Consider the following 20,502-nt stretch of genomic DNA (forward strand, 5'->3'; position numbering starts at 1 on the left):
TCAGTCTGCATTCGCCAGCGCCGCCGGCGCGGGGCCGGGCTGAAGGGCGTGTCGATGGAACAGTCGCTCCAGCCACAAGTATATGACCGGTGTGGTGAACAAGGTCAGCGCCTGGCTGACCAGCAGGCCGCCCACGACCGCGATGCCCAACGGCTGGCGCAGTTCGGCGCCGGGGCCGTAGCCGAGCATCAGCGGCAGCGCGCCGAGCAGGGCGGCGAGGGTGGTCATGATGATCGGGCGGAACCGGGTCAGGCAGGCCTGGAATATTGCCTCCTGAGGCGCCAGGCCACCGTTGCGCTGGGCATCGATGGCGAAATCGATCATCAGGATGCCGTTTTTCTTGACGATCCCGATCAGCAGCACCAGGCCGATCAACGCCATGATCGAGAAATCCTGGCCCAGCAGCCAGAGCATGATCAGGGCGCCAAGGCCGGCCGAGGGCAGGGTGGAAATGATGGTCAGCGGGTGCACGAAACTCTCGTAGAGCACGCCGAGGATGATGTACACCGCCACCAATGCGGCGAGGATCAGCCAGGGCTGGCTCTTCAGCGAACTCTGGAACGCCTGGGCCGCGCCCTGGAAACTGCCGGTGATGGCGGCGGGCATGCCGATTTCGTTCTTGGCCTGGTCGAGCAGGCGCACCGCATCCCCCAACGCCACGCCTGGGGCCAGGTTGAACGACAGGTTGGCGGCCGGGAACATGCCGTCATGGGCAATCGACAGCGGGCCGTTGGTCGGCGCATCGAAGCGGGCCAGAGCCGAGAGCGGCACCATTTCCCCGCTCAGCGGCGAGCGCAGGTAGAAATACGCCAGGCTCTCGGCCTTGCCACGCTGTTGGGTGTCGAGCTCGAGAATCACGTTGTACTGGTTGGTCTCGGTCTGGAATTCGTTGATCTGCCGCTGGCCGAACGCGTCATACAGGGCCTGGTCGACGTCGGTGGCGGTGAGGCCGAAGCGGGCTGCTGCGCTGCGGTCGATGTTGATGTGGGTGATGCTGCCGCCCAGTTGCAGGTCGTTGGAAATGTCACGAAACGCCGGAATGCTGCGCAGCTTGTCGGTGAGTTTCTGCGTCCAGGCATTGAGGGTCGGCCCGTCATTGCTCTTGAGCACGTACTGGTACTGGGCGCGGCTGGGGCCGGAGCTGAGGTTGATATCCTGCCCGGCCCGCAGGTACAGCACGACACCGGGGATCTTCTGCAATTTCGGGCGGATCCGATCGATGAAGCCGCTGGCTGATACATCACGCTCGCCCCGGGGCTTCAGGGCGATCCAGAAGCGGCCATTGGCGATGGTCTGGTTGTTGCCCGAGACGCCGACGGAATGGGAGAAGGTCTGCACCGCCGGATCGGCGGCGACGATCTCGGCCAGGGCCTTGTGCTTGGCCACCATGTCCGGGAACGACACGTCGGCGGCGGCTTCGCTGGTGCCCAGCACCAGGCCGGTGTCCTGTACCGGGAAGAACCCCTTGGGAATGAACACGTAGCCCACCACCGCAAGCGCCAGGGTCAGGCCGAACGCGCTGATCATCAGCTTCTGGTGAGCCAGGGCCCGCCGCAGGCCTCGCTCATAGCCGCCCAGCAGGCGCTCGCCGAAACCTGGACGAGCGTGGGCATGGTGTTTCGGTGCGCGCATGAACAGCGCGGCCAGGGTCGGCGCCAGCGTCAGGGACACCACCACCGAAATCAGGATCGTCGAGGTGGCAGTCAGCGCGAATTCCTTGAACAACCGTCCGACCACGCCGCCCATGAACAAGAGCGGAATGAACGCCGCCACCAGCGAGAAGCTGATGGACACCACGGTGAAGCCGATTTCCCCGGCGCCCTTGATGGCCGCCTCGCGCATGCCATCGCCAGCCTCCAGGTGCCGGTGGATGTTCTCCACCACGACGATGGCGTCGTCCACCACGAACCCCACCGAGATGACGATCGCCACCAGGGTCAGGTTGTTCAGGCTGAATCCCATCACGTACATCAGGGCGAAACTGGCGGTCAACGACACGCCCAGCACCGCCGAGACAATCAGCGTCGCCGAGAGCTGGCGCAGGAACAGCGCCATCACCGCCACCACCAGCAACACCGCAATCAGCAGGGTGATTTCCACTTCATGCAACGAGGCGCGGATGGTCTGGGTGCGATCGATCATCACCTTGACTTGTATCGCCGCGGGCAGCATGGCCTCGAGGGTGGGCAAGGCGGCCTGGACGCGATCGACGGTCTCGACGATGTTCGCGCCCGGTTGGCGGAAGATGACCAGGTTGACGCCGGGTTGATCATCGGACCAGGCCTGGACGTAGGCGTTTTCCGAACCGTTGACGACCTTGGCGATGTCCTTGAGATGAACCGGCGCGCCGTCCCGGTAGGACACGATCAGCTCACCGTACTCCTCGGGCTTGAACAATTGGTCGTTGGTGGACAGCGTGGAAATGCTCGACTCACCGTAGAGCGCGCCCTTGGCGAGGTTGAGGCTGGCCTGCTGGAGCGACAGACGAATATCGGCCAGGGTCAGGCCGATCGCCGCGAGTCGGTCGGCAGACGCCTGGACTCGGATCGCCGGGCGCTGCTGGCCGGTGATGTAGATTTGCCCGACGCCATCGATCTGGCTGATCTGGCGGGCGAGCAGGGTCTCGACGTAATCACTCAATTCGGTGCCTGGCATCAGGTCGGAGCTGATGCTGAGGATCAGTACCGGGCTGTCGGCCGGGTTGACCTTGCGCCAGGTCGGCAGGTTCGGCATGTCATTGGGCAACTTGCCGGCGGCGGTGTTGATGGCCGCCTGCACTTCCTGGGCGGCGGTGTCGATGCTCTTGTCGAGGCTGAATTGCAGGATCAGGTTGGTCGAGCCCAACGCACTGCTGGAAGTCATCTGGGTGATGCCGGGGATGGCGCTGAACTGGACTTCCAGCGGGGTCGCCACCGACGACGCCATGGTTTCGGGGCTGGCACCGGGCAACTGCGCATTGACCTGGATGGTCGGGAATTCCGCCTCGGGCAACGGCGCGACAGGCAGCCGCGGAAAGGCGATCAACCCCAGCAGCACCAGGGCGAACGTCAGCAGCACCGTGGCGATGGGGTGATTGATGCACCACGCCGATATCGAACCGCGGCCCTTCATGGCTGTGCCTGCCCGGTCTTGGCGAGGGCGGGCGGATCTCCAAGTATCTGGATGCTGGCGCCAGGCTTGAGGCGTGACTGGCCGTCGCTCACCAACTGGTCACCGGCGTTGACGCCTTTGATAATGTGCATGCCGCTGTCCTGATACACCATTTCCACCGGCACGCTTTCCACCTTGTCGCCCTGGACCCGGTACACGAAGTGTTGCTCCAACCCGCGTTGGACCACGGTCGGCGGTACCACCAGCGCACCCTTGTCGATCGCGGTCTGGATTTTCAGCGTCACCAGTTGCCCCGGCCACAACCGTTGGGCGGCGTTGTTGAATTCGGCCTTGGCGCGCAGGGTTCCGGTGTTGGTGTTGATCTGGTTGTCGATGAGACTGAGGCGCCCTTCGCCCAACAGTTCCCCGGTGGCGCCGTCGGCACCGATGTAGGCCTTGACCAGGGCCTGTTCAGGGGCGGCGATCAAGCGCTGCAGCGTCGGCAGCATTTGTTGCGGCAACGAGAATTCCACCGCGATCGGGTCGATCTGGGTCACGGTGAACAAGCCTTCGGCATCGCTGGCACGCAAGAAGTTGCCTTCGTCCACGTTGCGAATGCCGACGCGACCGGTCACCGAAGAGCGGATCTGGGTATAAGAAAGCTGGACCTGCGCAGAGTCGATGGCCGCCTGGTTGCCCTGGGCCGTGGCCTTGAGCTGATTGACCAGCGCCTGTTGCTGGTCGTAGGTCTGCTTGGATACGCCGTCATCGACGCTCAGCAACTTGTAGCGCTTGAGATTGACCTGGGCCACGGCCAACTGCGCCTGGCTCTCGCCGAGCTGGGCGCGGGCCTGGTCGAGACTGGCGCGGATGGAGCGGTCGTCGATGGTTGCCAGCAGGTCGCCCTTCTTGACCAGTTGTCCTTCCTTGACCAGCAGCTTGGTGAGAATGCCGTCGATCTGCGGACGGATCACCACGCTGTGCAGCGACAGTACCGTGCCGATGCCGCTGGCAAAGCGCGGCACATCCTTTTCGACCACGCTCACGACTCTTACCGGTACGGCGCTCGCAGCACTGGGTTTGGTGGCGACGGGCTTCATCGAGAACCACAGGACCAGCGCCCCCAAGGCGACCAACAGTGCGACGAGCAGGAACGTTTTTTTCTGAATGTGCATGGATGCGAAGAGCCGGTTCGGGACGGTGGGATTTCTATCTGTCTTATATAGCGTTGCGAGGCGGTCAGGAAGGTGACGGCTAGCTGTCAGGGCTGTCAGTTTCGTCCCGGTTTTCCGTCAGACGGAACTCCACCCTTGCATCTGCTCCGTGGCACCGCGATTTCGTGCAGGTATACTGCTGCGTTTCGCGGCTCGGTTACCGAGCCACGCATACTCAATTGTGGCGAGGGAGCTTGCTCCCGCTTGAGTGCGAAGCGCTCACAGAAATGGGGCCGCTTCGCAGCCCAGCGGGAGCAAGCTCCCTCGCCACGGTTTGTTGTCCCACTCAAGTGAATAACTCAAATGACTTCCCCAATACCATCGCCCGCAGACGAACGCTTGCCCGGCGAATCGTCTGGCCAGACGGACAGCGATGTTGCCAACGCCGACGACAGCAAGGCGGCGATCCCGGCCTTCAAGTTCCCGTTCAAGCCCGGTGAACTGTCGGCGGCCAAAGGTGCCGGGCAACAGCCCTGGTACAAGAACGGCGCCAAGAACGGCCACACCAAGACTCCGGGTGCCGCGCCGCCCGGTACCCGTCGTTCGATGGGCAAGCGCTGAGATCGTTCTCCGTACGCGGTCGCGGATTCAGTTCGCGACCCGTGCCCCGGTCAGGCTTCCACTCAATTCATAAGCCGTCAGTTCGGCCTGGTGCGCCGCGAGGATTTCCGGCAATGAACCTCGCAGGTACTCGACCCACGTCTTGATCTTCGCATCCAGGTATTGGCGCGATGGGTAGATGGCGTAGAGGTTCAGCTCCTGGGAGCGATAGTTGGGCATGACCCGCACCAGCGTGCCGTTGCGCAAGCCTTCGATGGCGGCATACACCGGCAACACCCCCACACCCATGCCGCTGGTGATCGCGGTTTTCATCGCATCGGCGGAGTTCACCAGGAACGGTGAGCTGTTGATGGTGACCATCTCCTGGCCTTCCGGGCCGTCGAACACCCATTTCTCCAACGGAATGACCGGACTGACCAGGCGCAGGCAGGCGTGGTTGAGCAGGTCGCTGGGTTTCTGCGGGCAGCCGCTGGCTTTCACATAGCCAGGCGATGCGCAGACGATGCTGTAGGTGATCCCCAGGCGCTGGGACACGAAGCCCGAATCCGGCAATTCGCTGGCGAGCACGATGGAAACGTCGTAGCCCTCGTCGAGGATGTCCGGCACGCGGTTGGCCAGGGTCAGGTCGAAGGTCACGTCCGGATGGGTCTTGCGATACCGGGCGATGGCGTCGATGACGAAGTGCTGGCCGATGCCGGTCATGGTGTGGACCTTCAACTGCCCGGCCGGGCGCGCGTGGGCGTCGCTGGCCTCGGCTTCCGCTTCTTCGACATACGCCAGGATCTGTTCGCAACGCAGCAGGTAGCGTTTGCCGGCCTCGGTCAGGGCGATGCGCCGGGTCGTGCGGTTGAGCAGGCGGGTTTGCAGGTGAGCTTCCAGGTTGGAAACCGCGCGCGAGACATTGGCTGTAGTGGTATCGAGCTGCGCGGCGGCAGCGGTGAAGCTTCCGGCTTCGGCAACACAGCTGAACGCGCGCATGTTTTGCAAGGTGTCCATGGAGGGCTCTCTTGGAAGGTGGCAAATTGTGACATGAAGTTACAGCGCTACGGGACCCCGACTAATGGATTATCGCGTTAACGGTAACAAAGATTCGCAGAAAGGTCGGCTTATCGCCGTTGGGGTCGGTCCCTAGAATTGCTGCCACTGCAGGATCGGTCTGGCTTCAGAGGACCTGTGGGAGCCAGCTTGCTCGCGATGAGGCCTTCACTGACGACACGTGAGGTGAATGCCAGGACGCCATCGCGAGCAAGCTCACTCCCACAGGTTTGCCGTCATCCGCAGACCGTCGTCATGCCCTTTATTTTTCAGGAATTTAGCGCCAGTGCCGCGTTGCATCAGCAGAGAGCTGAAGACTCTCAGTGTTTGGGTTTTGACGTTGACCATCAGCGGTTGCATCGGCACGGGGGGGATTGCTCCGCAAGGCGAGGCATTGTCGCCCAACCAATTGGCAACCGACGAAGCGATTCGCGAGGCCGCCCGCGACGCCCGTTGGCCGAGCCGCCAGTGGTGGAAAGCCTATGGCGATCCGCAACTTGATCGCTGGGTCGAGCAGGCCGTGCAAGACAGCCCGAGCCTGGCCATGGCCGCCGCCCGGGTGCGGCAGGCCAGGGCCATGGCCGGTGTCGCCGAGGCGGCCGAGTCGGTGCAGATCAATGGCGAGGCAACCCTCAAGCGCCACAACTGGCCGACCGATCAGTTCTACGGCCCGGGCGAGTTGGCCAATACCACCACCTGGGACAACAACGCCGGCCTGGGCCTGAGCTACGCCCTGGACCTGTGGGGCCGCGAGCGCAACGCCAGCGAGCAGGCTGTCGACCTGGCCCGTGTCAGCGTTGCCGAGGCGCGGCAGGCGCAGTTGGAGTTGCAGAACAACATCGTGCGCGCCTACATCCAGTTTTCGCTGCACTACGCCCAGCGCGACATCGTTGCCGCGACGCTCCGTCAACAGGAGCAGATTCTCGAACTGGCGCAGAAGCGCCTGGACGGTGGCATCGGCACCCACTTCGAGGTCAGCCAGGCCCAGGCGCCGCTGCCCGAAACCCATCGTCAACTCGACGCCCTCGACGAAGCGATTGCCTTGAGCCGCAACCAATTGGCTGCGCTGGCGGGCAAGGGGCCGGGCGACGGCGCGGGCCTGCAACGTCCCACCCTGGCCTTGGGAACCCCATTGAAATTGCCGTCCGCGTTGCCCGCCGAGCTGCTCGGCCAGCGCCCGGATGTAGTGGCCGGACGTTGGCAGGTGGTGGCCCAGGCCCGGGGCATCGATGTCGCCCGGGCCGGTTTCTATCCCAACGTCGACCTGGTGGGCAGCCTGGGCTACATGGCCACCGGCGGCGGGGCGCTGGAGTTCCTGACCGGCAAGAAACTCACCTACAACGTCGGCCCGGCGATCTCGCTGCCGATCTTCGATGGCGGGCGCCTGCGTTCACAGTTGGGCGAGGCGGCCGCCGGTTATGACATCGCCGTGGCCCATTACAACCAGACGTTGGTAACCGCACTCAAGAGCATCTCCGACCAGTTGATCCGCCGCGAGTCGATGGACAAACAACAGGTTTTCGCCGCCGAGTCCGTCGCCGCCGCCCAGCGCACCTATGACATAGCAATGGTTGCGTTCCAGCGCGGGCTCACCGACTACCTCAATGTGCTCAACGCCCAGAGCCTGTTGTTCAAGCAACAACAGGTGCAACAACAGGTGGAAGCGGCGCGCCTGAGCGCCCATGCCGATCTCGTGACGGCGTTGGGGGGCGGGCTGGAGGCGGGCAACGACATGCCTGTGGCACGCGCTGTCCCGTGGCGAGGGAGCTTGCTCCCGCTGGACTGCGCAGCAGTCCCTTCAGGTGGGTGCTGCGCACCCAAGCGGGAGCAAGCTCCCTTGCCACGATGCTGAGTATCCTTGCGTGACGTATCTACTCTGGCTGTATCGCCTCGAATGGCGCCGTGGTTTCTTTGATTGGGCCCGCAGCGATGGCGTGACCTGGGTCTATATCTTCAAGGTCTTGCTGGCCGCATTCCTGACGTTGTGGCTGGCGATGCGCCTGGAATTGCCCCAGCCGCGCACGGCGATGATCACCGTGTTCATCGTCATGCAACCCCAGAGCGGCCAGGTTTTCGCCAAGAGCTTTTATCGCTTGCTCGGCACCTTGGCCGGCTCGGCGGTGATGGTTGCGTTGATCGCCTTGTTCGCCCAGAACACCGAGCTGTTCCTCGGCTGCCTGGCGATCTGGGTCGGCATCTGTTCGGCGGGAGCGGCGCGTTATCGCAACTTCCGGGCCTATGGTTTCGTGCTGGCCGGCTACACCGCAGCGATGATCGGCCTTCCGGCCTTGGCCCATCCGGAAGGGGCCTTCATGGCGGCCGTGTGGCGGGTGCTGGAAATTTCCCTGGGGATTCTCTGTGCCACCGCCGTCAGTGCCGCGATCCTGCCGCAAACCGCCAGTGCCGCCATGCGCAATGCGCTCTACCAGCGCTTTGGTGTGTTCGCCCTGTTCGTCACCGATGGCTTGCGCGGGCGCAGCCAACCGGAGGCATTCGAGGCGCGCAACGTGGGGTTCATCGCCGAGGCGGTAGGGCTGGAGGGCTTGCGCAGCGTGACCGTGTTCGAAGACCCGCACATGCGCCGGCGCAACGGTCGGCTCAGTCGCTTGAACAGCGAGTTCATGAGCCTGACCACGCGTTTCAACGCCTTGCACCAGTTGCTCGAACGGTTGCGCACCGGCGCGGCGGACTCGGTGGTGAGCGCCATCAAGCCCGGATTGCAGAACCTGGCCGAACTGCTGGATGGCTTCAGCGCAAGGGCCTTGACCGATGCCGATGCGGCACGGCTGGCAGCGGCGTTGGCTGATTACAAGGCCGACTTGCCGGCCCAGGTGCGCCGATTGCGGGCGCAATTCCAGGAGACGGAACCCAGTGACGCGCAGCAACTGGATTTCCACACCGCTTATGAGCTGCTGTATCGCTTTGTCGAAGACCTGCATGGCTACGCCCAGACCCACGCTTCCCTAGCCGAGCATCGCCATGAACGGGAACGTTGGGATGAGCCGTTCGTGTCGCAGACCAACGGCCTGGCTGCCGCCGCTTCCGGTTTTCGCGCTGCCTTCATCCTGCTGGTGCTGGGCAGCTATTGGGTCGCCACGGCCTGGCCGAGCGGCGCGACCATGACGATGATCGCCGCCGCCACCGTCGGGCTGTCCGCGGCTACGCCGAACCCCAAGCGCATGGCATTCCAGATGGCCTGCGGCACATTGGTCGGGGCATTGGTCGGCTTCGTCGAGATGTTTTTCGTCTTTCCCCTGATCGACGGTTTCCCCTTGCTCTGCGTAATGTTGGCGCCGGTGATCATGCTGGGTTCGTTTCTCAGTTCTCGACCGCAGCATGCCGGGGTCGGGCTGGGTCTGCTGATTTTTTTCAGCACCGGTTCCGTGCCGGACAACCTGGCGGTCTACAACCCCTACACCTTCATCAACGATTACATTGCAATGATCCTCGGCATGCTGGTGTGCGCCGCCGCTGGCGCGATCATCCTGCCGCCCAACAGCCGCTGGATGTGGCGCCGGCTCGAACAGGACCTGCGCGAACAAGTGGTGTTCGCCATCAGCGGCAAGCTCAAGGGCTTGGCCTCGGGTTTCGAGAGCCGCAGCCGGGACTTGCTGCACCAGGCCTATGGGCTGGCGGCGGGGCAGCCCCGGGTGCAACGGAATTTGCTGCGCTGGATGTTCGTAGTGCTGGAAATCGGCCACGCGATCATCGAGTTGCGCAAGGAGCAGGCGACGCTGCCGGTGCATCCGGCCTATGCCGAAAGCCAGCCATGGCGCCAGGCGATCCGAGTGATGGGACGCGCGCTGGTGCGGCTGTTCCGCCAACCGAGCCAGAGCAATCTGGAGCGCGCACTCGTGGCGGTGGACCACGCCATTGGCCGCGTGCAGGCCACTGACGAGCCTTTCGCCCCGCACTTCGATACCTCGGCCCTGCGTCGGGTGAAAAGCTACCTGCACTTCATCCGCACCTCGCTGCTTGACCCGCAATCGCCCTTGGCGGCTTACACCACGCCGCCTCTCCAGGAACTTGAACATGCCCCGTGAAATCGCCTTCCACGGCGTCTACATGCCCACCATGACCCTGATGTTTTTCATCGCCGCCGGCCTGGCCTGGGCGTTGGATCGTTTCCTCTCGGGGTTGGACCTGTACCGTTTTTTCTGGCACCCGGCGCTGCTGCGCCTGAGCCTGTTCACCTGCCTGTTCGGCGCACTGGCGCTGACGGTCTACCGTTGAGATCGACACAATGAAAAAGCTTTTCAGCCTGCTGGCGACGTTGCTGGTGCTGGCCTTGGCACTGTGGATCGGCCGTACGCTATGGGTGCATTACATGAACACACCCTGGACCCGCGATGGGCGGGTGCGGGCCGACATCATCAATGTCGCCGCCGACGTCAGCGGCGAGGTGGTCGAGGTGCCGGTGCGCGACAACCAGTTGGTGAAAAAGGGCGACTTGCTGATGCGCATCGACCCCGAGCATTACCGCATCGCGGCGAAGCAGGCACGCTCCCTGGTGGCGTCGCGCAAGGCCACCTGGGAAATGCGCAAGGTCAATGCGCACCGACGTGCCGACCTGGACAGCCTGGTGATTTCCCGGGAAAACCGTGACGACGCCAGCAACATCGCCGACTCGGCCCTGGCCGATTACCAGCAGGCCCAGGCGCAACTGGAGGCGGCCGAACTGAACCTGGCCCGCACCGAGGTTCGCGCGGCGGTGGACGGCTACGTCACTAACCTCAACGTGCACCGTGGCGACTATGCGCGCATGGGCGAGGCAAAAATGGCGGTGGTGGACATGAATTCGTTCTGGGTCTACGGCTTCTTCGAAGAAACCAAGTTGCCCAAGGTGCGGGTAGGCGATTCGGCGCAGTTGCAACTGATGAGCGGTGAGGTGCTCAAGGGCCATGTGGAAAGTATTTCCCGAGGGATCTACGACCGCGACAACCCCGAGAGCCGCGAGTTGATCGCCGACGTGAACCCGACGTTCAACTGGGTACGCCTGGCCCAGCGGGTGCCGGTGCGCATTCATCTGGATGAGGTGCCGGATGGCGTGCTGCTGGCGGCGGGGATGACCTGTACGGTGGTGGTCGAGCCGCCCGTTGGGCGCTGAGGCCCTTCGAATGTAGTACATATTTACCACCTTGCCTCTCCCAGGCCCGTTCAAGCTGGCGTCCTCGACTGAAGGAACTCTCGATGACCCAGCTGACTCACCACCACTTTATTCGCCAGCAACTGCCCCGTTGGCTGCTGGATGCGAACCAGAGCGAACAGGCAAGGCTGCTACAGGCCGCCTTGGACTTGGCCGAGGCCGCGCATCGCTTCAATGTGACAAATGCGGTTATCCCGTCATTGCGCGAATTTGCGCTGTCTCGTATACAAGCCCACATGGATCGCCTTTTCGGCACGCGCATTGACCTGGAGCGCTCTCGACTGATCAGGCATTTTCGGGATGATTGCGCGACTTATCCGGTCCCTGGAGGCGGTCCCGCTACGCTGGTGTGCAAGCCACATCTCCCTGAAGAGCGATCATTGCTGGAACACGCGCTGATCAATTTCCCCCGTGCCGACACCGAGGCTCAGGCTTTCATCCGAGGCAGCCAATTCGAGCTTTATCCTGACCGCGCCAAGGCGTCTGTCGTGCAGATGAACGACTTCGCCGGTTTGTGTCGTGACCTGGACACCGGAGCCGCTTACGCTGCCGAGTTGCGACGCCAGATTCCGCAGCTTTCCCATGACGCAATCTCGTTGCCTGCCTTCGCGTCGGATTACATCCAGTTTCGGAAAACGCAGCTGCGACACGACGCCCTGCAAGCCCGCATGCAAGGGTTGCTGGATGTCACGGGTGAACGCATCCTGGCGGCTTTTGGCGTGCAGCTCGATGCCACCGTGAAGGTTCAGCCGCTGCCCGCGGCGTTCGCCAGCGGCCTTGAGCTGGGCGAACGCTGGCGGGCGGAGCATCGCATCGTCCTGCCTGGCGTGCGGGTCTTTTGGGGGGATCGGCAAATCGTGGGGCAATGGGTGCCGATCGTGGTCCATATTCCGGACGACCCTGTGTCGCCCCTCAAGCAATACGCCAGTTCGGCAGCTTTCCAGGCTGATCTCGTCATGCGCCTGGGTGACCTTCGATATGCAGCGTTTTTTTCCCGACTGTTGCCGCTGCCTGACAGAAACTGGAGCGATCGGGTGCTGGTAGGCCTGCTGCGAAGAGGGGAGAAAAACCTGGTCGAGGTTCATGAACTGCGCGGAGATGTCTGGCAGGGCCTCTACCGTGAATGGCGTAGCGTCGTGTTGAGTAGCGCGTCGAGCCAGGCCCGTTCAGTGGCTCATATCGACGCCGGTGTACTGATCGGAGAAACCTGGATGTGGCTGGGCGCAGGGCTGCAATTTCTTGGCGGCATCAGCATGTTCCTGCCCGGTGTCGAGCCACTGGCCTGGGCGGGTGTTGCCCTGGGAATGGGGCAATTCATTCTGGATGTCTATGAAGGCGTCCATGCGCTCAACCTGGGGGAGAGGCTCGAGGCGATCCAACACCTGTTCAGCGCCGCAATGAGTGCCACGACGTTTGCGGTAGGCGCTTTCGGGGCCAATCATCTGTTGGGCGAGATGACCCCCGTGGTGACGAACGATGGCAGTGAGCGGCTTTGGCACGGTCGCACCCGGCCGAGCGCCAGCCTGCGCGTGCCGCCTGAATATTCGACCGCCGATCGATACGGCGTCTGGCGCGCTGCGGATGATGCCTGGGTGGACGTGGAAGGCGTTTTTTATGAGGTCGTTGGCGACGGACGCGATCTGCGCCTCAAACTGCCTCCGAACTACCGTGGTGTTGTACCGGCCCTTGAGTGGGAACGTTCAACAGGGTGGCGTTGGGTGCATCGGGATCCCTTGGGCATGCAAGGCGCACGGCTGCTGCGGGAAATCGACCCGCAACTGCGAACGTTAGCGAACACAAGCCTTGACGATGCCCAGCGACTGATCGGGATCAGCGATGATCGGCTGCGCTATCTCGCCGTGAATGGCGAGCCTCTGCCGGTGCACTTGCCCTACATGGCCCGACGTCTTGCAGCTCGGGCGCAAGTGTCGGATGCAGTGACCCGGCTACGTGCCAATCACCCCCTGCCGCAGGTACCCCGGGGCGTGGTGCAATTGCTGACGGAGTTGCCGGGGTGGCCGGTCCGGCGCGCGTTCCGCTACATGGATGGACAAAACTCTTTCTTCGAATCGGGAGCAGGCCCCGAGCTGCACCTCGATGCTTCTGCATTTCACAGTGGGCAATGGCAAGAGCGGTTGCTCTTGCAGTTCGATGCGCGAGAGCAGCGCGCTTTGTTGGGCGCCGAGACTCCGTGGGAAAGCCCTGCCGTCACCTACCGACGCTTCGCCAACCTGTTGGCGGATAGCCTTGAGAACAATGGCTACCGCCTGGTGGAGAACTTCGCCAATCGCCCGGGGCAGCATCCGAACGCGGCGCTGTTGTGTCGAGACTTTCCGAGCTTGCCGGAGCCCGTGGCGGATGCTCTGCTGGCGGACATGACGATAGAAGAAGAACGCGGCTTGAGCGCCGGCCGCGTGCCGCAGAGCCTGGCGCAGAGAACCGTCGAGGCGTTGCGTGAGCTACGTGTATCGCGGGCGTTGGAAGCCTTGCAAGCTGGCGTCTCGGGCAACGATCGGGACCGCTTGGTCATGAGCCTGCTTGCCCTTGAGCTGGCGAGGCTGGACGAGCCGGTACGGGTGCAATTGTTGCTTGAGGAGCGTTCTTTCGGTCCTCTGGAAGCGGGTGGAACCGGGCCGTTGAAAACCATTCGCCGCCGCGATGATCGTTATGAGCCCTTTGATGAGACAAATAACGAACTCGGCCCACCCACGAGCCTGGAAGATGCCTTGTTGCGGGCTTTGCCTGACTCGGCACGCCGTCGCTTGGACCTGGAGATTTGGGAACACGACAAGCTGCGCGGACGATTGTTGGACATTGCCCTGGGAAGTCGCGATCAGTTGCGCCCTGCATTGGGGATCCGTGCATCGAAACCTGCCAGTGTCCGTCTTCCGGAGCGAGTGGGCGAAACGCCGGGTTATCCGTTGAGTGGCCATGGCATTGCCTTTTGGCAGCGCGGGGCAACCCCACAGTCTCGTCTTCAGTCGCTCTATCCACACGCAGACATCAGCGTCCGGGTGATGGCCGAACTCCAGGAACGCAGCGCTCAGTCGGGCAGACCCCTTGACCTGCTGATCAATGAAAAAGAGGCCGAATGGAAAACCCTCGACGAAAGCTTGGAGGTATGGGAGCAAGCTGCGGACAAACACCATGCCGTGGAGCTTGACGATCCGGCGCGAAGGTCGGTGATTCGTCGAAAGGTAGGCAGGGCGCTGCGCCGCGGTTGGCGTCGGGAAACCCGCTTTACCACCGGGGACCGCTCGGTGCTCGGTTTGGAAGTGACGGCCGGCCCGATAGGGCGACTGCCGATTCTTACGGCTGATTTCAGCCATATTGAAATGCTCACGCTCCGGGGACTGGCGCTCAGTGACGTGCCTTCGGACTTCTTGAGCCGTTTTCCCAGGGTCGTCGAATTGTCGCTGGTCCATAATCGCCTCACGCGCTGTCCCTCCGCCATTGCGGGCATGCCACGGCTGCGGTTCCTTTTCCTGGACGAAAACCCCCTTGTGTTCAATGACGAAGTATTCGCTTCCCTGCTGGGGCCCACGCCCCATGCCACGCTGGAATGGTTGGAGCTTTCTGGCGTATCGGGTGTCACGGAGCTGGTGCCGGGCCGAATCGGCGCCCGGGCTATCGAGGCGCTGGGCGGATTGCCGCGGCTTAAACATTTGGTATGGAAGAACAATCCGGCGTTCGCCCCCGAGCTGCTGCAAGCAATCGGCGGCCTGAGGCAATTGGAAAACCTGAGCCTGGGCGATAGCAGGTTGGTATTGGACGAGCAAAACAGCGCGTTCCTGGGGGAGCTGAAGCGTCTGGTCGCGCTGGACCTGAGCGGCAATCGTGTGATCGGTTTGACGAGTCTGTCGGGATTGCCTCGACTGAAATTCGTGAACCTGGCTCGCACCCGACTCAAGGAAATTCCGGCGGCACTGATTGAATTGATCCAGCGCACGCCCGTGAGCGAGCTCTACCTGACGTTACTCGGCAATGCCATTACCCATGTCGATCCCATACTGTCCGTGTTGCCCCGAAACGAGGGAGACCGCAGATTGCTGGGCATCAACCTCGATGACAATCCGCTGCCGGTGAGCCAGATCTCCAGGCTGCGAGAGGCCAATTTTAGCTTTGCCTATACTCGCGATGCCTGGACCCGGGATGAGGGGGTGCGCAGAAGATTCGAACAACTGCGCGAAAAACCCTCGCGCGCGATTTTTTTGGACTGGCTCAGTGATGAATTGATACGTCTTGGCGGGGCGCAGGATATCGGCATCAATGCCAGGGGCCCGAACAGCCGTGGTGCGAGTGCCGTCGAACGTCTTTTCAATCTGGAGGGCAGGCTGGAATTCGTGCGCCGGCGTCTCCCCGACATTGACCAGCGATTCACGGCATTGCAATCGCGTATCTACTCGCGCCTGGAGGCCAGCCAACGTCATCAGCGATTCACATTGAACGAGTTGGAAAGACATATAGGTCTGTTCTATGATTTCTGCCTCGATTTGGCGTACCCATCGAACTATCGTTTCGACCGGTTCAATCAGCACCATTATCGGACCTGGGCGGATTTTCAAGCCGTTACCGAGCGGTGGACCACCACGGCATTCAACGTGCGGGCCACCGAGGCGGGGTTTGTCAGCTATCTGATGCAAGACATGACAGAGGGTGCGCCGTTATTTGAAACGCTATCGTGGTCGCCCTACCTCAAGGAGATGTCGCCCGCCTGGCATGCATTCCAGGCAAAGTGGGACGCAATCTCGGAAAACCTGAGCGATGCCGTCATCGATGGGAACCTGGATACGTCGCAATGGCCCGTGGAACTCTTGGAAAGCATGACCCGCCCGCCCCTGGCGCAACCGCCCCTGGAGCCGGTCGAGGGGGTGCCCTGGGGAAATAATGGTATTGAGCTGGATTCAGAACAATTACGTCGGTCAGCGTTGATCATCAAATATGTCCAGGCCACTGAAGCGATACAGGCTTCGACCCAGGCTACCCAGGCCTTGGTGCGTAGCTGGTGGGTGCACAGGCCCGTCATTTGAACTCCCTGAGCAGCAGCCAGCCCGAAAGGGCCGGCCTGCCATCCCGTTACAATGATCGCTTCAATCCAAACCGCCTCATCAACCCCTTCTGTAGCAAACCGGCAGGAAGCCAGGTTGCCATCAACGGCAATGCGCGACTGCCATTGCCCAGGCGCAGCAGGCGGGGTGGCTTGGGTTGCTGAATGGCCTTGAGCAACGCGGCGGCGAACTCGCGGGTAGGGGTCGGGTTGTCCTGGGATGCCTTGGCGCGGGCTCGGATGCCATCGCGCAGGGGCCACCAGGGCGATTGTTCGCTGATCAACTGCTCGGCTTCATGGCCGGCATTCTTGGCGAAACTGGAGACAATGGCGCCGGGCTGCACCTCCATGACGCGGATGCCGAACGGCGCCAATTCCATGCGCAATGCGTCGCTCAGGGCATGCACGGCTGCCTTGGAGGCGCAGTAGGCGCCGGCAAATGGCGTGACCAGCACACCGGACACGCTGCCGATATTGACCACCAATCCCTTGGCCCGGCGCAGCACAGGAAAGAGTGCGCGGGTCACGCCGACGATGGCGAACACGTTGGTTTCGAACTGGCGCTGCATGGCCGGCACGCCGCCATCCAGCAGCGGGCCCATGGCGCCGTAACCGGCGTTGTTGACCAGCACGTCGAGGCCGCCGTGTTGCTGGTTGATTCGGTCGCCTAGCTGTTCCAGCGCCGGGCCGTCGTTAACGTCCAGTTGCACGGCGGTGAACCCGGCGGCGTTGAGTTGCGCCACGTCCTCGGATTTTCGTGCGCTGGCCCAGACCTGGTAGCCGGCGGCCTTGAAGGCGTCGGCGAGGGCGCGGCCGATGCCGCTGGAACATCCGGTAATCAACGCAACGGGCATGGCGTGTTCCTTGTGCAAGCAGGTGGGAGGAAGATCAGTTGGCGAAGCTACCTTGCAATCGCTCGGCGCGAAACTCCAGGGTTTGCGGACGATAGCCGGGACGCAGCGGCGGGATTGGCAAGCAGTCCTGCCAGTCGGCACCGGGCTGCAAGTCGCCCGGGCCGCGATAACGCGGTGAACTGTAGAGATTGTCGGCCAGGTTGATGCTATCGCCGGGCGCGTAAGCTGCGATGCGCCAGCGCAGCTCCGTCAACGGAGCGTCGTTGCCATTGCGGATTTTCAGGCGCAACGGCCGATCAGCAGGGCAATGTTCGGGGGCGTAGGCAATCTGCAGGTCCAGGCGGGCCAGTTGCCGGGTCTCGCGGCTTTCTTCCCAGAGCACCCACGCCGCCACCAGCCCCAGCCCGACGAAGGCCGCCAGGGACACCGGCAAGGCCTTGGCCGGGTAGCGCAACAGCAGGATGAGCCAGGTGATGACCAGCACGACGCCGATAAGCATGTTCGAAACCTCCGTTCCGGTTGCCACATCCTACCGAAGGGCGCGGGCGATGGATATTCATGCGCCCAGCACCGTCCGTCGTGACTGTCATCTATGACAGTAGGCAATTGCGTCTTCCGCTTATTACATGGGCAAGTGACCCCCACGCAAAAGGCTTACCGATGGGCATGGACCATAGAACTCCTGGATTGATCGCCTTTGATCCGCGTAGCTTGGCGGTCCGCTCGATCGACTATTGCCGAAACCTTGAAGATGGCCTCGCGCAGCGGCGCACAAATCGAAGCCTCTTTGACATGGCGGGGCGCGCGACCAAGCAGTGGGACCCGCGGTTGTGGGCCTTGCAGGAAAGTGACGAATCGACGCCCGCCAACCTTTCGGCGATTTATTCGTTGTCCGGGGCTGAGCTGCACACGGTCAGCGTCGATGCGGGTACACAAACCATTCTGCCAAGTCTCGCCGGCGAAAATATACGTGGCTGGGATGGCCGAGGGACGCGGCGGGATCACCTATACGATGCCTTGCTGCGCCCCATCGCAGTTTTTGAACAGGGCGCAGGGGAGTCGCGGCGGTGCACCGAGCGCTTGACCTATGGCTATTCGGGCCAAGGCGATCAGGATCACAACCAGTACGGGCGATTGATCCGCCACGACGATACGGCGGGTACGTTGTTGCTGTCGTCCTTTGCCTTGACCGGACAAAACCTTACGCAGGATCGCCGTTTCATCTTCGATGTGGCGTTGCCCGATTGGCCGGAATCCGAGGCCGATCGCGAACACTTGCTGGAGCCGGGCGACGGCGCCGTTTCGACGTGGCGCTTTGGGCCGTTAGGCGATGTGCTGGAGCGGATCGACGCCAGGGGCAATCGACAACGACAAGACCTTACGCTCGATGGCCGGCTGTCCGGCAGCCAATTGCTGTTGAAGGGGCAAGACGATTGGCAGGTGCTGGTGAGCGATATTCGCTATAGCGCCCAGGCGCAGATTGAACAGGAAACAGCCGGGAACGGCCTGCAGACCACGCTCAAGTACCGACCCGAAGACGGGCGATTGATGGAACACCAGGCCATGCGCGCCGGCGACGTGCTGCACCACTTGCTTTACGACTACGACCCGATGGGCAACGTATTGAGCATCGAGGACCATGCCCTGCCGGTCCGTTACTTCGCCAACCAACGCATCGATCCGCTCAGTCGTTTTGTCTACGACAGCCTCTACCAATTGATCGAAGCCACTGGCTGGGAGGCCAGACCGGTCAGCCAAGGCCCCGATTCGGTGGGGCGCAACGATCCCGCGGCGGTGGGCAATTATCGACAGACCTACCGCTATGACGAGGGCGGTAACCTGTTGGAGCTGGTTCACTTCGGTGCGCAAAGCCATGGTCGACAAATCCAAGCGGCGCGCTACAGCAATCGCTGCCTGCCTTACCGCGACGGAGTGCCGCCCACCGAGGAGGAAATCGCTGCCGCCTTCGACGCGCGGGGTAACTGCCTGGCGCTGGACGCGGGTCGATTCCTGGCCTGGGACCTGCGTAACCAGATGGGTTCGGTCACACCCATCAAACGGACATCGGGGCTTGATGATAGCGAGGTTTATATCTACGACGGCGGCGGGCAACGGGCGCGCAAGCTTCGCACCTTGCAAACCGGCCCCCGTACCCTGACCGCCGAGGTGCGTTATCTGCCGGGGCTGGAACTGCGTGTCGACAGCGGAACGGGCGAGGCGCTGCAGGTGATCGTCGCCCAGGGCGGGCTCAGCGATGTTCGGGTATTGCATTGGGAAAGCACGCCGCCGACCGGAGAAAACGACGCTTACCGATTCAGCGTTACCGATCATCTGGGTTCGGTTGGCCTGGAGCTGGCCGAGGACGGGCGGATCATCAGCCGGGAGCATTTCTATCCCTTCGGCGAAACGGCCTATCTGACTGGAAATGACGTAATCGAAGTGGGTTACAAGACAGTGCGCTACTCGGGCAAGGAGCGGGATGCGACGGGGCTTTATTACTATGGGTTTCGGTATTACGCCCCGTGGTTGCAGCGCTGGGTGAATCCGGACCCGGCGGGGACGGTGGATGGTTTGAATATTTACCGGATGGTCAGAAACAATCCAATGTCTTTCATCGACGATGATGGCTCAATAACTACGAAAAAACGTTCCAATGGATTACACCAACCGGTCATTGCAATAGGTGCTGAGCGCAACGTTTCTGGGGCCAAGCGGGCTGATGTCGGAACATTTATGCGGAATCTGCCGGCGGTCGCAAAACCGACCAGTATCCACAGCGCGCTTAGCGAAACTGAACTCAAGGAAGTGGAAGTCAGCACGTTTCTATTAAGTGATGTTCGTGCACTCCCTCCCGAGTTCAGTAACCTGCAAGGCGGAGGTAACCTGCTGTTTACAATGGAAAAATTTAGTTACGGCGGGGCGGCTAGTGGAGTTTTCAACGCCTTGAGGGTTTTGAGAAGTCCCACGGATATTCCTCAAGGAAACAACGCAGTATTAGCCTATTGGGCGCCTCAGGGGGGCTTTGTCGACATTCCCGTAAATCCCGGTCGGCGGGACGCGGATCATGTCTTCACTCCTGGATTCAGTGGTTGTTCGTTGACTGTTGACCAGCTCAACGACAATGTTCTGCGGGTCCGGCATGTGCAAGGAGGGAAGGAAGATGTCGAATACAACGACCTGGCTGTTATCGACCATGGTCTAGGACTCAGTGCGGCAATGGAGTACAAGGATTACGGTTATATCTTGAATTCCGAAGGCCAACAGGAGGAAGTCACTACCGCCTTCGCTTTTATGAGATTCAACCGAGAGGATGGCGTCTGGAGCATTTTTCAACAGAGCACGCAGGGCGCGGCTGCGATCAATCAGTATTCGCCGGATAAAAAACCATCCTTGTTTAATCGCTCGAACGCGTCAGTCACTGTTTATTCGAAGACACGCGTTCGAAAAGTGCAATCCAAACAGGTACTGGTGGCTAACCGCTGATAGCCGAAAGCTGATTTTCGAGTGTATAGACGCGTCAGTAAGGCTGTTGGATCCATGAAAAAAAGCCCCCAC

General features: G+C 62.0%; 12 protein-coding genes. 7 read left to right on the forward strand and 5 right to left on the reverse strand.

Features of this window, described 5'->3' with window-relative positions; genetic code table 11:
- Together JMN22_RS05085 and JMN22_RS05090 are read right to left on the reverse strand one after the other, a co-directional pair.
- Positions 1-3,111, reverse strand: a complete 3,111-nt coding sequence (locus JMN22_RS05085; protein ID WP_198796601.1) for a multidrug efflux RND transporter permease subunit — start codon at positions 3,109-3,111, stop codon at positions 1-3.
- Positions 3,108-4,265: an efflux RND transporter periplasmic adaptor subunit gene (locus JMN22_RS05090; RefSeq protein WP_198796600.1), complete on the reverse strand. Its 1,158-nt coding sequence runs from the start codon at positions 4,263-4,265 to the stop codon at positions 3,108-3,110. Before JMN22_RS05090 ends, JMN22_RS05085 begins: the two co-directional genes overlap by 4 nt.
- A 342-nt stretch (positions 4,266-4,607) precedes the next feature.
- On the opposite strand from JMN22_RS05090, the gene JMN22_RS05095 reads away from it, so the two are divergent.
- Positions 4,608-4,865, forward strand: coding sequence for a hypothetical protein (locus JMN22_RS05095; RefSeq protein ID WP_030139668.1), 258 nt, complete (start codon positions 4,608-4,610; stop codon positions 4,863-4,865).
- A 27-nt stretch (positions 4,866-4,892) separates the two neighbouring features.
- Here the strand turns inward: JMN22_RS05095 and JMN22_RS05100 are convergent, their stop codons facing one another.
- Positions 4,893-5,861, reverse strand: coding sequence for a LysR family transcriptional regulator (locus JMN22_RS05100; RefSeq protein ID WP_030139667.1), 969 nt, complete (start codon positions 5,859-5,861; stop codon positions 4,893-4,895).
- A 325-nt stretch (positions 5,862-6,186) separates the two neighbouring features.
- Between JMN22_RS05100 and JMN22_RS05105 the strand changes: the two genes are divergently transcribed.
- The 5 genes from JMN22_RS05105 to JMN22_RS05125 all read left to right on the forward strand — a co-directional run bounded on the left by JMN22_RS05105 (position 6,187) and on the right by JMN22_RS05125 (position 16,076).
- Complete coding sequence (locus JMN22_RS05105) at positions 6,187-7,752, forward strand: efflux transporter outer membrane subunit (protein WP_337248684.1); 1,566 nt, start codon at positions 6,187-6,189, stop codon at positions 7,750-7,752.
- A gap of 10 nt (positions 7,753-7,762) precedes the next feature.
- On the forward strand, positions 7,763-9,943 hold the full coding sequence (locus JMN22_RS05110) for an FUSC family protein (RefSeq protein WP_198796598.1): 2,181 nt from the start codon (positions 7,763-7,765) through the stop codon (positions 9,941-9,943).
- Positions 9,933-10,133: a DUF1656 domain-containing protein gene (locus JMN22_RS05115; RefSeq protein ID WP_003205331.1), complete on the forward strand. Its 201-nt coding sequence runs from the start codon at positions 9,933-9,935 to the stop codon at positions 10,131-10,133. Before JMN22_RS05110 ends, JMN22_RS05115 begins: the two co-directional genes overlap by 11 nt.
- A gap of 10 nt (positions 10,134-10,143) precedes the next feature.
- Positions 10,144-11,007 (forward strand): efflux RND transporter periplasmic adaptor subunit, encoded by an 864-nt coding sequence (locus JMN22_RS05120; RefSeq protein ID WP_198796597.1) that lies wholly within the window; start codon positions 10,144-10,146, stop codon positions 11,005-11,007.
- A gap of 188 nt (positions 11,008-11,195) precedes the next feature.
- Positions 11,196-16,076: a leucine-rich repeat domain-containing protein gene (locus tag JMN22_RS05125; protein ID WP_198796596.1), complete on the forward strand. Its 4,881-nt coding sequence runs from the start codon at positions 11,196-11,198 to the stop codon at positions 16,074-16,076.
- 46 nt (positions 16,077-16,122) lie between these two features.
- Here JMN22_RS05125 and JMN22_RS05130 read toward each other — a convergent pair whose 3' ends face one another.
- Together JMN22_RS05130 and JMN22_RS05135 are read right to left on the reverse strand one after the other, a co-directional pair.
- Positions 16,123-16,947, reverse strand: coding sequence for an SDR family oxidoreductase (locus JMN22_RS05130; RefSeq protein ID WP_198796595.1), 825 nt, complete (start codon positions 16,945-16,947; stop codon positions 16,123-16,125).
- A 34-nt stretch (positions 16,948-16,981) separates the two neighbouring features.
- Positions 16,982-17,446, reverse strand: coding sequence for a hypothetical protein (locus JMN22_RS05135; RefSeq protein ID WP_030139661.1), 465 nt, complete (start codon positions 17,444-17,446; stop codon positions 16,982-16,984).
- Between the two features lie 161 nt (positions 17,447-17,607).
- Between JMN22_RS05135 and JMN22_RS05140 the strand changes: the two genes are divergently transcribed.
- Positions 17,608-20,430, forward strand: a complete 2,823-nt coding sequence (locus tag JMN22_RS05140; protein WP_198796594.1) for an RHS repeat-associated core domain-containing protein — start codon at positions 17,608-17,610, stop codon at positions 20,428-20,430.
- Positions 20,431-20,502: the final 72 nt, after the last annotated feature.

This window comes from Pseudomonas sp. HB05 (genome assembly GCF_016756915.1).
In the GTDB taxonomy this organism is placed as follows: Bacteria; Pseudomonadota; Gammaproteobacteria; order Pseudomonadales; family Pseudomonadaceae; genus Aquipseudomonas; species Aquipseudomonas alvandae.

Coding starts and splice junctions, on each gene's coding strand:
- JMN22_RS05100 (WP_030139667.1), bottom strand. CDS start 5,861: ATGGACACCTTGCAAAACATGCGCGCGTTCAGCTGTGTTGCCGAAGCC.
- JMN22_RS05140 (WP_198796594.1), top strand. CDS start 17,608: ATGGGCATGGACCATAGAACTCCTGGATTGATCGCCTTTGATCCGCGT.
- JMN22_RS05135 (WP_030139661.1), bottom strand. CDS start 17,446: ATGCTTATCGGCGTCGTGCTGGTCATCACCTGGCTCATCCTGCTGTTG.
- JMN22_RS05085 (WP_198796601.1), bottom strand. CDS start 3,111: ATGAAGGGCCGCGGTTCGATATCGGCGTGGTGCATCAATCACCCCATC.
- JMN22_RS05120 (WP_198796597.1), top strand. CDS start 10,144: ATGAAAAAGCTTTTCAGCCTGCTGGCGACGTTGCTGGTGCTGGCCTTG.
- JMN22_RS05130 (WP_198796595.1), bottom strand. CDS start 16,947: ATGCCCGTTGCGTTGATTACCGGATGTTCCAGCGGCATCGGCCGCGCC.
- JMN22_RS05095 (WP_030139668.1), top strand. CDS start 4,608: ATGACTTCCCCAATACCATCGCCCGCAGACGAACGCTTGCCCGGCGAA.
- JMN22_RS05090 (WP_198796600.1), bottom strand. CDS start 4,265: ATGCACATTCAGAAAAAAACGTTCCTGCTCGTCGCACTGTTGGTCGCC.
- JMN22_RS05115 (WP_003205331.1), top strand. CDS start 9,933: ATGCCCCGTGAAATCGCCTTCCACGGCGTCTACATGCCCACCATGACC.